The 12,900-nt window shown below is 43.3% G+C and carries 10 protein-coding genes and 3 tRNA genes; 7 read left to right on the top strand and 6 right to left on the bottom strand.

What is annotated here, in order from left to right; genetic code table 11:
* The first annotated feature begins 19 nt into the window (after positions 1–19).
* From tkt to ACTXGJ_RS06050, 4 genes are all read left to right on the top strand, one after another.
* The gene (gene tkt / locus ACTXGJ_RS06035; protein WP_439242661.1) at positions 20–2,029 is read left to right on the top strand and encodes a transketolase; all 2,010 of its coding nucleotides are present in this window, start codon (positions 20–22) and stop codon (positions 2,027–2,029) included.
* A gap of 192 nt (positions 2,030–2,221) precedes the next feature.
* Positions 2,222–2,971 (top strand): DUF3239 domain-containing protein, encoded by a 750-nt coding sequence (locus tag ACTXGJ_RS06040; protein WP_443565369.1) that lies wholly within the window; start codon positions 2,222–2,224, stop codon positions 2,969–2,971.
* Positions 2,972–3,468: 497 nt separating this feature from the next.
* Positions 3,469–3,789, top strand: coding sequence for a hypothetical protein (locus ACTXGJ_RS06045; RefSeq protein ID WP_439242657.1), 321 nt, complete (start codon positions 3,469–3,471; stop codon positions 3,787–3,789).
* Positions 3,790–4,011: 222 nt separating this feature from the next.
* Entirely contained in the window at positions 4,012–4,722 is a 711-nt protein-coding gene (locus ACTXGJ_RS06050; protein WP_439242655.1) for a pirin family protein, read from the top strand.
* Positions 4,723–4,848: 126 nt separating this feature from the next.
* On the opposite strand, the gene ACTXGJ_RS06055 is transcribed toward ACTXGJ_RS06050, so the two are convergent.
* Positions 4,849–5,178: a DUF779 domain-containing protein gene (locus ACTXGJ_RS06055; protein WP_439242653.1), complete on the bottom strand. Its 330-nt coding sequence runs from the start codon at positions 5,176–5,178 to the stop codon at positions 4,849–4,851.
* Between the two features lie 140 nt (positions 5,179–5,318).
* Positions 5,319–6,845: an acetaldehyde dehydrogenase ExaC gene (exaC, locus tag ACTXGJ_RS06060; protein WP_439242651.1), complete on the bottom strand. Its 1,527-nt coding sequence runs from the start codon at positions 6,843–6,845 to the stop codon at positions 5,319–5,321.
* 265 nt (positions 6,846–7,110) lie between these two features.
* On the opposite strand from exaC, the gene ACTXGJ_RS06065 reads away from it, so the two are divergent.
* The 3 genes from ACTXGJ_RS06065 to ACTXGJ_RS06075 all read left to right on the top strand — a co-directional run bounded on the left by ACTXGJ_RS06065 (position 7,111) and on the right by ACTXGJ_RS06075 (position 10,476).
* Entirely contained in the window at positions 7,111–9,057 is a 1,947-nt protein-coding gene (locus ACTXGJ_RS06065; RefSeq protein ID WP_439242650.1) for an AAA family ATPase, read from the top strand.
* Between the two features lie 96 nt (positions 9,058–9,153).
* Complete coding sequence (locus ACTXGJ_RS06070) at positions 9,154–10,314, top strand: type I glyceraldehyde-3-phosphate dehydrogenase (RefSeq protein WP_439242648.1); 1,161 nt, start codon at positions 9,154–9,156, stop codon at positions 10,312–10,314.
* Positions 10,315–10,385: 71 nt separating this feature from the next.
* Positions 10,386–10,476 (top strand) — tRNA-Ser (locus ACTXGJ_RS06075).
* 129 nt (positions 10,477–10,605) lie between these two features.
* Here ACTXGJ_RS06075 and ACTXGJ_RS06080 read toward each other — a convergent pair.
* From ACTXGJ_RS06080 to ACTXGJ_RS06095, 4 genes are all read right to left on the bottom strand, one after another.
* The gene (locus tag ACTXGJ_RS06080; protein WP_439242646.1) at positions 10,606–11,340 is read right to left on the bottom strand and encodes a hypothetical protein; all 735 of its coding nucleotides are present in this window, start codon (positions 11,338–11,340) and stop codon (positions 10,606–10,608) included.
* Positions 11,341–11,636: 296 nt separating this feature from the next.
* Positions 11,637–11,969 carry a CopG family transcriptional regulator gene (locus ACTXGJ_RS06085; RefSeq protein ID WP_439242644.1) on the bottom strand — a complete coding sequence of 111 codons (333 nt, stop codon included), beginning with the start codon at positions 11,967–11,969 and terminating at the stop codon, positions 11,637–11,639.
* 263 nt (positions 11,970–12,232) lie between these two features.
* Positions 12,233–12,308 (bottom strand) — tRNA-Asn (locus ACTXGJ_RS06090).
* A gap of 298 nt (positions 12,309–12,606) precedes the next feature.
* Positions 12,607–12,682 (bottom strand) — tRNA-Asn (locus ACTXGJ_RS06095).
* Positions 12,683–12,900 lie beyond the last annotated feature (218 nt).

Below are 12,900 nucleotides of genomic sequence, written 5' to 3' on the forward strand. Positions count from 1 at the left end.
CCGAATATTAGGACCTGCTATGCCTACCCCAATTAATGAACGTAAACTTGCCAATGCCATCCGCGTACTATCTTTTGATGCGGTGCAAAAAGCCAATTCTGGACATCCTGGTGCACCGATGGGAATGGCTGATATCGCCGAAGTATTATGGCGCAAGTTTTTGAAGCACAACCCTGCGGATCCTAACTGGCATAACCGTGATCGCTTTGTGTTATCAAATGGCCATGGTTCGATGCTGATCTACTCTTTGCTGCATTTATCAGGTTATGACGTCAGCGTTGACGATCTAAAAGGCTTTCGTCAGCTGCATTCTAAAACGCCTGGCCATCCAGAGCTAGGTTATACGCCAGGGATTGAGACCACGACGGGTCCGCTAGGTCAAGGTATTGCAAACGCAGTAGGCTTTGCTATCGCTGAGAAAACCTTAGCCGCTCAGTTCAACCGTGACGGTCATGAAGTCATCGACCATCATACCTATGCATTCTTGGGCGATGGTTGCTTGATGGAAGGCATCAGCCATGAAGTCTGCTCGCTCGCAGGTACCTTAGGACTTGGTAAACTTGTCTTCTTCTACGATGATAATGGCATCTCTATAGACGGTGATGTTGAAGGCTGGTTCACCGATGATACACAAATGCGCTTTGAAGCTTATGGCTGGCAAGTGATCAAAGTCGATGGTCATGATACCGATGCTATTACTAGAGCTACCGAGCAAGCGATCAATGAAACGACTAAGCCAAGCTTAATCATTTGTAAGACTACAATTGGTGCTGGTAGTCCAAATAAACAAGGCAAAGCTTCTAGCCACGGTGCACCGCTTGGTGATGACGAAATCGCCTTAACTCGTGATGAGCTTGCTTGGAAACACGCGCCGTTTGAATTAGATGATGAGATTTATGAAGCATGGGATGGCAAAGCCAAAGGCGATGTCATGCAAAAGAACTGGGACGCCACCTTTGCCGCCTATAAAAAAGCTTATCCAGAGTTAGCAAGCGAGCTAAAACGGCGCCTCAACGGCGAGCTACCCGATGACTTTGACAGCCAAGCAAAAGACTATATCCAACAAACCCAAGAGCAGGGCGGTGATGTCGCTAGTCGTAAAGCCAGTCAGAATGCGATCAACACTTTGCAGCCACTATTACCAGAGCTTATGGGTGGCTCAGCAGATCTAGCAGGTTCAAACTTAACTCTTTTTAAAGATGCCAAGGGGATTGAGACCGACGCTGATGGCAACTATATTTACTACGGTGTGCGCGAGTTCGGTATGACTGCGATTGCTAATGGTATCGCGCTCCATGGTGGCTTTATTCCTTACGTCGCTACTTTCCTGATGTTTATGGAATATGCGCGTAATGCGGTACGTATGGGTGCGCTCATGAAGCAGCGTATTATTCATGTCTATACTCATGACTCAATCGGTCTAGGGGAAGATGGCCCAACGCATCAACCTGTTGAGCAGTTGACTAGCCTACGTACTACGCCAAACCTACGTACTTGGCGTCCGTGTGATGCGACTGAATCTGCTAGCGCTTGGGTAGAAGCGATTAAGTCTGAGAACAATCCATCCGCACTGATCTTTAGTCGTCAAGGTTTGCCGCATCAATCTCGTGATAGCGAACAAGTCGCTAATATCGCTAAAGGCGGTTATGTCCTAGCTAAAGAGCAAGGGGCTAGTGATAAAGGATTACAAGCAATCATCATCGCCACAGGGTCAGAAGTTGGCCTTGCTATGGACGCACATAAAACGCTTAGCGAAAATGGCTTTGAAGTCCGTGTGGTCTCTATGCCTTGTGCTGAGATCTTTATGGAGCAAGACGCTGATTACCGCGAGTCAGTATTGCCGGCTAATATCCGCGCTCGTGTCGCTGTCGAAGCCGCGCATGTGGACTACTGGTATAAGTTTGTCGGCCTTGACGGTAAAGTCATCGGCATGACCACTTATGGTGAGTCTGCGCCTGCCAGTGACTTGTATAAAGAGTTTGGTATTACCGCGGATGCGGTGGTTGAAGCGGTAAATAGTTTGGTGTAAAGAGTTTTGTAGGCTGGTTTAGCCCAGCATTTCACAATAGTATTATACTGAGAAGAGCCACTAGATAATTCTGGTGGCTCTTTTTTTATATTTAGAATACTATTCTCTAGATTACGGTTTGGATATGTGAAAACATCCAAATAGCTTTTTAAAACCTTGTTAACAAGCTCTGTAGCGTGGAAGGAATATCTAGTGAAGAATAATTTTACAGTTGATAACGATACTGTCGCTTTAAACCCGGGTAATGCAGAACTCAAAAAACGGGTATGGTTTCGTCATAATAAGATAGCTGTAGGTTCACTACTCTTGCTTTTAGTTTGCTCGCTACTAGCTACTGTGATTATCGATATCGTATATTTATTCGTTGTTGTTATAGTAGTTATTATAAATGTTTACTATTGGATAAACAAAAAAGAGCACTTCTTAAGCGGTCATTCGAACGGCGGTATCGTTGTTGGGACTAAGCCTACTCTCGTTGCTGTAAATGGAGACTTGAGTAAAGGCTATGGTTACTTCCCAGTTATAAAGATAACAAAACGCAATTCATTAAAAAATGTGAACATCGGTGACAGGATTCCAACTGTTGCCCTTTATACTGCTTCATCAGATGAATTTTTATCACATTGGATAAACTTTAACCCAATTCCCTTATCTTATGCTACAGCTGACCCAAAAGTTATTGAATTAGCTATACAGAGCTACCCAGATGAACAGTGGGAGCAGCTAGAAAAGTACTTGTTAGAGTTAGAAAAGCCTTACAAGGTAGGTTTGTACCAAGTTGGAAAAGAGGATAGTAGTTGGAATGAGGTATCGAATGACTCCCTAAATGTTCTAAATCGTCTTGAGCTTGAAGAAGGGCGTGAAGGTATAAACCTGACAAAAATTATTATCAGCGTGGTTGTGTTTATAGCTATTTTAAAAGCATTAGAGTTTTTTATTTAAAAACGCTTAATTCTACAAATGGTTTGTACATTTCGGCTACTACTAAATATTCAAAAAGATAGGGAGGGGTGGTGTTGAAGGAGACCTGAGAGCCGAAAAAATAAAAGCACTGCTAACTGCAAGCACAGTTCTTGTCTTGCGTCGGGCAAAGCAGTGCTTTGCTTATTCCTTCTCAAGGCACGCAAGGGAAATTTTTTAAATAGGATTTTATAGTATTGAATTAGAATGTTGGGTGTCGCAAGTTCCATTCAATCTACATGCTGTCGCTCTGCTCTTAAAAGCATTGCGAAATAATTAATATGGACTAGTTTTCAGTTCTAACCAAGCTTAATTCTAGATTCTATAGTGATCAAGAATCAATATTATCTCTAGTTTGCCGATCTACAGGGAGCTTAAGGACGTGTACCGGTTTTGTATTGACACGTTGATTAGGCAAGCGTACTGGCTTACTATCAAGTGTATAGATATCCTATATAACCTGATTAAGGAGAGTTATCATGTCGAATAAGTCTGCTAACAACCAAGCGCAAGATGAAATTACCTTAAGTAAAAAGGCCAAAAAACAGCTCAGTAAGCTCAATAAACTGCGCCAAAAAGAGCAAGATAAAGTAGATAAGGCGCGTCAAAAAGAGTTAGCTCAGGTTGATAAAGTGCGTCAAAAAGAGCAAGACAAAGTGGATAAGAAGATCCAAGGCTTGATAGACGATATCAACCAAAAAGCGCTAAAGAAGCAAGAAAAAATAGATACCAAGATTCAGAAAAAAAGAAATAAGATAGACAAAGCCGGCATAGAGCAAGACCAACCGTGGCAATACTAAAGGTTTTAGAAGAATGGAATTGTAAGCTTTTAGGCCACAAATTATTTTAAATAACCAAGAGCATCTGTAGAGATAGTTTTGACATTCTATTCTATTACCAATCCAGTTCTAAACGTTGAAACTAAGCGTTTAGGGTTGGATTTTTTATTGCGAGCGTAAACCTTTGTCTTGTTTAGCAATATTGTTTATGACGGACTGATTAAGTCGTATTTTGAGGAGATTATGAAAACCATTTATCACCCAGCGAATGAACGCGGCGGGGCGCATCATGGCCGGCTCAAAACTAAACACACCTTTAGCTTTGCTGATTATTATGATGCCGAGCGAGTAGGCTTTGGCGCACTCAAAGTTATTAATGATGATCATATTGACGGCGGTCATGGTATCAGCTCGCACTCGCATCGCAACATGGAGATAGTAACCGTTCCGCTAACAGGCGCGCTTATTCATGAAGATGATATGGGTAATAAAAGCTTGATAAACGCAGGTGACATACAGGTGATGTCAGCAGGGTCAGGAGTAGTACACTCTGAGAGTAATGCTAATCAAGATATTCCAGTTAAGCTGCTACAAATCTGGCTTGAGCCGAATAAAAAAAACGTCACACCGCGCTATCAACAGCTTAGCTTAATTGAACTACTGAATCGCAATCAGTTTAATCAAGTACTCTCACCACATAGTAATGACGCTGGGGTTTGGATACATCAAAATGCTTGGTTTAGCGTGGGTGAATTTGATCAAGGCGCGACACAAACTTATACTTTTAATGACTCTAGCAATGGCGCTTACGTGTTTGTAATCTCAGGTCAGGTGTTTATTAATAATCAAGTTTTACAGCCACGTGATGGTTTTGGTATTACTGAGGCAAGTCAGTTTGCGATGGATGTCGTTGCTAATGCTCAAATACTGGTTATGGAAGTTCCTGTTTTCTAATGTGGTATTAGTTTTTTATTTTTCGGATAAATCCTTATGTCTCTGATGTCCAGCTTTAAAGGTATCCTAGGTGAGACCGTTATCAACGTCGCTATATGGCTTAAGCTTGAAGAGAGTGTCAACACCTTACTCCACCGCGCACACCTCTGAGCGTACAATAAAGCGTTTGCCTTCAGGTATCTCCAGCGAGAAGCTAGCGCCGCGACCATCGACTACATCGATAGTTAAGTCAGTATGTTGCCACAGCTTATGCTGCGCCTTACCCATATAGAACGGGCAGCCCGCTAGCTCACCGACGAGCACATCTTGAGCGCCAGTTTTGAACTCACCTAGCGGATAGCACATTGGCGAGCTACCATCACAGCAGCCACCTGACTGATGGAACATCAGCTCACCGTGTTTGGACTTTAATAACTCGATTAATTCGATGCATGACTCTGTCGCTTCAAGTTTCATAATGTTCTCCTTATTACTACTATTTTGAGTTTGTTGACAAATACATCTTTTAGAAGTAAAAATGCAATCTACCTGACGATAGATTGCATCTTGATAATGACTAGTAGATGATGAACTCTATCTAAAACTATGTGACACGATTAAAAGAAGCCCATCGCTTTAGGACTATAAGACACCAGCATGTTTTTGGTTTGCTGATAATGATCGAGCATCATTAGATGGTTCTCGCGTCCGATACCTGATTGCTTATAACCGCCAAATGCGGAATGCGCAGGATAAACGTGATAGCAGTTGGTCCACACGCGTCCGGCCTGAATACCGCGCCCGAAACGATAGGCTTTATGCACGCTACGGGTCCATACGCCAGCGCCAAGACCGTATAACGTATCGTTGGCGATACTCATCGCTTCTTCATCGTCTTTAAAGGTAGTAACCGCGAGTACCGGACCAAAGATTTCTTCTTGGAACACGCGCATGTCGTTAGTGCCTTCAAAGATAGTCGGCTGTACATAGTAGCCATCACCAAGATCGCCGTCATGTTTGGCGCGTTCACCGCCAACTAAGACTTTTGCGCCTTCTTTTTTACCGATATCGAGGTAGGATAGGATTTTCTCTAATTGATCTGAGCTGGCTTGCGCGCCAATCATGGTGTCGGTATCGAGTGGATTACCCATTTTGATGGCTTTGACCCGCTCAATACAGCGCTTGATAAACTCATCATAGATACTTTCATGCACCAGCGCGCGTGAAGGACAAGTACAGACCTCACCTTGATTGAGCGCAAACATCACCAGACCTTCAACGGCTTTGTCCAAGAAGTCATCATCCTCATCCATGACATCAGCGAAGAAAATATTAGGGCTTTTACCGCCCAGCTCTAAGGTAACTGGAATGATATTTTCACTGGCGTACTGCATGATAAGGCGACCAGTGGTGGTTTCACCGGTGAAGGCGACTTTATTAATACGCGGATTGGAGGCTAGCGGTTTACCAGCTTCAACACCGAAACCATTGACCACGTTGAGGACGCCTTTTGGCAAGATATCGGCAATCCCGATGGTCTCTAACATAAATAAAATAGAGGCGGGGGTTTGCTCAGCGGGTTTTAAGACAATACAGTTACCAGCAGCTAGAGCAGGGGCCAGCTTCCATACCGCCATCAGAATTGGAAAGTTCCAGGGGATAATTTGCCCGACGACGCCTAGCGGTTCATGAAAGTGATAAGCGACGGTGTCTTCATCGATTTGACTGATGCCGCCCTCTTGCGCGCGGATAGCACTGGCAAAATAGCGGAAATGATCAATTGCTAGAGGGATATCGGCGGCTAAGGTTTCGCGTACTGCTTTACCGTTTTCATAACATTCAGCGATAGCGATCGCTTCCAGGTTCGCTTCCATTAGATCGGCGATTTTTAGTAGCAGATTAGCGCGTTCAGTGACGCTGGTTTTACCCCAAGCATCTTTGGCGGCGTGTGCGGCATCGAGCGCCTTTTCGATATCCGCTTCTTTTGAGCGTGCTACTTGGCAGATGATTTTGCCATCGATAGGGCTTGGGTTATCGAAGTATTCGCCATCGGTAGGCGCGGTCCACTCGCCATTGATAAAGTTATCGTATTTGTCGCGAAATTGAACAGGGCTATTTTCGGTATTAGGGGTATCATATAACATGAAGCTTTCCTTTTTATAGTGAGTTAATCTTCCTGATTCTAGCTAAAGCTATTCTCATATCGTACTGAGCTTTTGCGAAGAGCGATAGCAACTTTTAATAATAATAGTTTTATGCTTGCATAACTTTTGGTTTGTTAAGGTTGCTTGGTTAAAATAGTTTGCAAAGCTTGCGTAGCTGTTATAATTGCTGCCAAACATTTGGCTCCTTATCGTCTCAAAGCCGGTTATCGAGCCTCTTTCATCCTTTGTTAATTGGTCTAGGTTTATGCGTCAATCTTCTGCTCTTAATATTCTAAAAACCGGCCAAAACGTCTTTTTGACCGGTTCAGCAGGCTCAGGTAAAACCTATACGCTCAATCAATATATCCATTACTTACGTGCGCGGCGAGTACCAGTGGCGGTGACGGCGAGTACTGGGATTGCGGCTACCCATATGAATGGCACTACCATTCATAGCTGGTCGGGCATCGGTATCAAAGATGAGCTGTCCGAGCGTGACTTAAGTAACTTGGCACGCAAGCAGTTTTTGGCTGATAGACTCAAAGAAACCGCGGTACTTATTATTGATGAGATCTCAATGCTGCATGCCAAGCAGTTAAATCTAGTCAATGAAGTACTCAAACACGTCCGCAAAAACGACAGTGCCTTTGGCGGTATTCAAGTGATTGTCGCCGGCGATTTTTTTCAGCTGCCCCCTATAGGCAGCAAAGGCGAGAGTAATCGGGATAAGTTCGCCTTTATGTCGCAGGCGTGGCTTGATGCAGGCTTTCATATCTGTTATCTATCTGAGCAGCATCGGCAAGTGAGCGCGGCCGCGGATGGCGGTTTAGATTTAGATGATATCCTTAATCAGATCCGCCGCCAAGACGTCAGCTTTGAAGCGATTGCGGCTCTTGAGAACACCTTTGATCAAAACGTCGACATTAAGCGTACCCGGCTTTATACCCATAATCTCAACGTTAATAAAATCAACGACAAAGAGCTTGCAGCACTAGAGGGTGAGATGAGACGATTTGAAGCCTCATCTGCCGGTGAGAGTAAACTAGTAGATACCTTAAAGAAGACCGTACGCACGCAAGATGAGCTAATCTTAAAAGTTGGCGCTAAGGTGATGTTTATCAAGAATAATAATGAGCTTGGGGTATCAAACGGCACCATGGGTGAGCTGATTGGCTTTGCGGCGGTAAAAGTAGACGATAGCAAGGCTAAAGATAAAGCCAAAAACGATGCTAAAGCAGATATAGCCGAAGATGATACGATTATTGACGATGATAATGACAATGAGAGTGATAATAAAAAAGCAGATAAGGATAAAAAAGCCAAAACAAAAGATAAGTCTTCATCCGCGCAAAAAATGCCAGTGGTTAGGCTGAATTCAGGGCGAGAAGTCATCGCTGAACCGGAAGAGTGGATCATCGAAGATGAGACCGGCGACGTGCTAGCCAGTTATGAGCAAGTGCCATTATGTCTGGCATGGGCGATTACTATTCATAAATCGCAAGGCATGACTTTAGATGCCGCTGAGATTGATCTGTCGCGCACTTTTGAGTTAGGTCAAGGCTATGTCGCTTTATCGCGCCTCAAGTCACTAGATGGGCTTAAGCTATTGGGTATGAATACCATGAGCTTGCAGCTAGATCCGCTCGCTCGCGGCGCAGATAAGCGCTTTTTAGAGCTCTCTGCTGAAGCAGACGCTAACTATGCCATGCTCGATGAAAAAAGCCTACAACAAAGTCATGATAAGTTTGTGCTCAAATCAGGCGGTACTACTAGTCAGGCAGTAATTGAGGCCTATGCTAAGCTACAAAAAAGACGCCGCGAGCAAGATAAGGCGCAGCAGGACAAAAAGCAAAAGCTTGGTAATCAAGTTGCTGATAAGTCTGAGGCAACTCTGCTAGCCACCAAGGTATTGTTAGAGGAGAGCCTATCTATTGTTGAGATTGCGCAAGCCCGAGAGCTAGCACAGTCGACGATCATGCGTCATATCAGCGAGCTAAAAGCGCAAGATCCGAGTCTGGCTTGTGATCATCTACGGCCTGATGATGAGATTATGACCGCCGTTGGTAATGCTTATGTTGCCATAAAAGTCGCTAATAATCCCAATGACTTCAATGATGATGGTAGCATCAAGCTCAAGCCTATCTATGAGCAGCTCAAGCAAACGATAGATTATAATACGATACGTTTAGCGCTGATATTTATTACGCCTTAGTTTATATGCAATGCTACTTTAGCATCCTCTTAAGTTCAGTCGTCAGCCTAACTCCCTAAAATCACTCTATCTTCTATATTTATAGCGATATTATTTATGTCTGATGTAAAGCCTACGAGTCAAAACAAAACTCCCCAGACCAATGCTAGCTCAATAGAAGGTACGAGCGTGCGTAAACGGCCGCTCAGAGTCGCCATCAACGGTTTTGGGCGTATAGGGCGCAACGTACTACGCGCGCTGATAGAGCGCTTTGAGGTGCTTGGTAATACCATTCATTTGGTGGCTATCAATGATTTAGCGCCAGCCGATACGCTGTTGCACTTACTTAGGTTCGATAGCACTCATGGACGGCTGAGTCATCTTGGCGTTAGTGCTGAGATTGTCACTAATATCGACACTGGCGCTCAACTTTGTATCACGAAACAGGCTCGTACCTACTGTATTCGTATGCTCGCAGAGGCCAATCCTGAGCAGTTGTTATGGCAGACTTTGGCTATCGATGTCGTGCTAGAGTGTACCGGCCACTTTCGCTCTTATGAGCAGGCTTATCGGCACATTGAGGCCGGAGCGAAGCAAGTCATTATTGGCGCCGCTCCTTTTGATGATGTCGAGGCATGCATTGTGATGGGCGTCAATGCTGAGCAGTTGACCAATGATCTCCCTATTGTTTCAAGCGTTTCTTGTACCACTCAGGCGCTAGTGCCTTTGATTGCCACTTTAGATAAAGCCTTTGGCGTGCGCTCAGCGATGATGACGGAGATACATGCGGTTACCGCAGATCAGACGGTGCTTGATCAAGCACATCGCGATCTTAGACGTGCGCGCGCTTCTGGGCACAACATTATCCCAACCACTTCTAGTAGTATCGCAGCTACTGAGCGCGTATTGCCTGCTATGGTTGGTAAGATTAATGGTCATTCTATTCGGGTGCCTACCATTGATGTCGCCGCTATTGACGTCACTTTTGTCTTTGAAAGTGCAGCGGTCAGTGTTGAAGCGATAAGAAAAACCCTCCAAACAGCTAGTGGAGGGTCGTTAATGGGAGTTATGGCCTATACCGATGAGCCCTTAGTCTCTAGCGATTTTATCCATCAGCCTGAGTCGCTGATTATCGATGGTCAGCAATTGATGCAAGTGGGTGACCAATACAAAGTATTTGCTTGGTACGATAATGAGTGGGGTTATGCTAATAGACTGCTAGATATGTGCCTGCATTTGGCTCACACAAACGTCTGCGCGCGCAAGAAACGCCTATGACGAAAATAATATAGTTTTTTTTGATTCAGCTATTGCATTTTTATTTGAGGTCGCTATAATGTTGCACCTAAGGAGACGTGGCAGAGCGGTTGAATGCACCGGTCTTGAAAACCGACAAGGGTTCATAGCCCTTCGAGAGTTCGAATCTCTCCGTCTCCGCCAAATTTGTTCTATATGAACGACAAAGCCCTTATCTTAATGGATAAGGGCTTTTTTTATGGCTACGTTTTAAGAATATATGTTTTATAAATGTATTTAACCTTTCGGTAATATCATTGTATTTGGTAGCGATTATTTTTCTAATGCTTTATCGAATTCGAATATTTGTCCATCAGTAAGAGTCAAAGTCCCTTCATTAATTTCTATCGTCACATCTTGTGCGTTTCTAATAGCGCGCATGACATTGATATTCTCGATACTCGTTTCGATAATTATCTTACCTGACTGTTCAGGCTCGATAGGAGTGGCAAATTGAGTCAAAGGAACATTGAACGCTTTGCCTTCCTTTAAATTAGCATCTTTCATCAATAACGAACCCTTAAAGCTCTCAATAGGAGTGTCGCCATGGTTGGAGAGTATAAATTGTAACTTGACCTGATTTAGGCTATCGCTATCGCTGGTTTTAACGGGTAATAGTGCTATAGGATAAGTCTGGGCGTTGATACCGGTGGTCTGATTCGTTGCCACTACAGGACTTTTCTCGCCAGTCGGGTTGTTAGGATGCAAGCGTTCGTATTCGCGCTGTTGTAACAAAGCCTGCCTAATTGTCGTGCGCGGCATAGCTCCTGAATCATAAGCATCACTAAGTTTCATGCGCAGCATATAGCGGCTCAGTAGCTGTCTATCGCTTTCAGATAATTGTTCAAAAGTTTTACCTAGCTTTTTTTGCCATTGGTCAGAGTCGGTAGGGATGGTTTGTTTGGTTGGATCATTTTGCGGCATCGAGCAGCCATTGATGACGGGCATGCCTAGTGATACCGTTAATAGTACAACTGCTAACTTCCTTATTTTTCTCTTGTTCATCATCTCTCTCCTTATAGCGTCTAGACAGATAGTTATTATTTTCAAATTAATGAAGTCTGATTAGCTTTAATATACCTTGTTTATGTCCGCTGTGGGCTTAATTATCTTTGCTTATCAAAAGCCCTTTGTGATAAAGAATCTGAGAAATCAGAAAAAAGGGTGGCGTTTAGAGGGTGTCGTTCTAAAGATATATTAGCAAAAATATTATATAAAAAAAGCTAAGCGCGATTAAGCAAACTTAGCTTTTGAGTATCTGAACAGGCGTTAGTGATATCGACTCACGATAAGAGTAGCTATCGTTATTTATCCTTATCTTGTAGCTCAGATAAGGGATGAGTGATGTTGTTATTATGAGTCACTACAATAGCCTCATCGATAATACGCTGACTAACGCCGCGTTTACGTAAGGTCTCAATGAACACCTCGTCATGCGCCAAAGTATAGTCCTGATGGTCGCGATCTAATCCTTGCCGTATGTATAGGCGAATTAGCCCTTGAATACGTTTGAAGCCGAGCTCTGAAGAGGTAGACTGTAATAGCTCAATCATTTCCTCAGAGAGGCGAATGCTAATCGGACGCATGACTTTTTGTGGGTGGTCAGAGAACTTATTTTTTATGCGTACAGGTATCATAATAAACCATTACTTTTAGTGAGTAGGGATAAAAATATTAAGAAAAACGATAGCTAACTTTATAGTGTGCAGCACTAATAATAGCAGTGAGTCTATAGTAGTCATAAGCACTAGCAAAAAAGCTTTCTAAAACACGCCATCTGTATAAACAAGCTATCTGTCTTACCATACAATAAAATGGCTCAAAAAAATAGCTAAGCCATAAAAATAGCGCACATAAAAAAGCCCCCATCACATCATGATGAAGGCCTCTTTATAGAATATGGCTCCTCAACCTGGGCTCGAACCAGGGACACACGGATTAACAGTCCGACGCTCTACCAACTGAGCTATTGAGGAATAAAAGGTCATAACAATTAATCTGGCTTTGTAATAATTACCAAAGCAGTTCGCGTTATGTGTGGCATATTTTAGCCAAGTCGCTAGGGGCTGTCAACCTTTAAGCGAAATATTTTTAAATTCTTTAAACCTTGTGTGAAGGCTCTAAAAATATAGGGTATCAGCCATAAAAAAACCCTCATCAAAAAGATGAGGGTCTTGGCAAATGCCATAATTGAATCAAAGGTGATTCAAAAAAAATCCATTAGTTATTGAAGTATTTGCTAATAACTAACGTTTGACTAAAAGTCAAAAAATTTGGCTCCTCAACCTGGGCTCGAACCAGGGACACACGGATTAACAGTCCGACGCTCTACCAACTGAGCTATTGAGGAATAAGCTATGAGTGTTTATTCTCATAACGAGCTTAACAACGACTTATTTAGACAATGAGTTGCTGCTAAGTGGAGCGTATTCTAGCAAAGATAAAAAATAGGTCAAGCCTTTTTTATTTTTTAATGCAAATTTTAGGTAAATCAGCAAAATTAGTGCTGAGTATCTTCTAGAGGCTAGTGCTCAGCAACGAAAAAGACGCCCTGAGGACGGTACAAGC

Source organism: Psychrobacter sp. 1Y11 (genome assembly GCF_052259045.1).
Taxonomy (GTDB): domain Bacteria; phylum Pseudomonadota; class Gammaproteobacteria; order Pseudomonadales; family Moraxellaceae; genus Psychrobacter.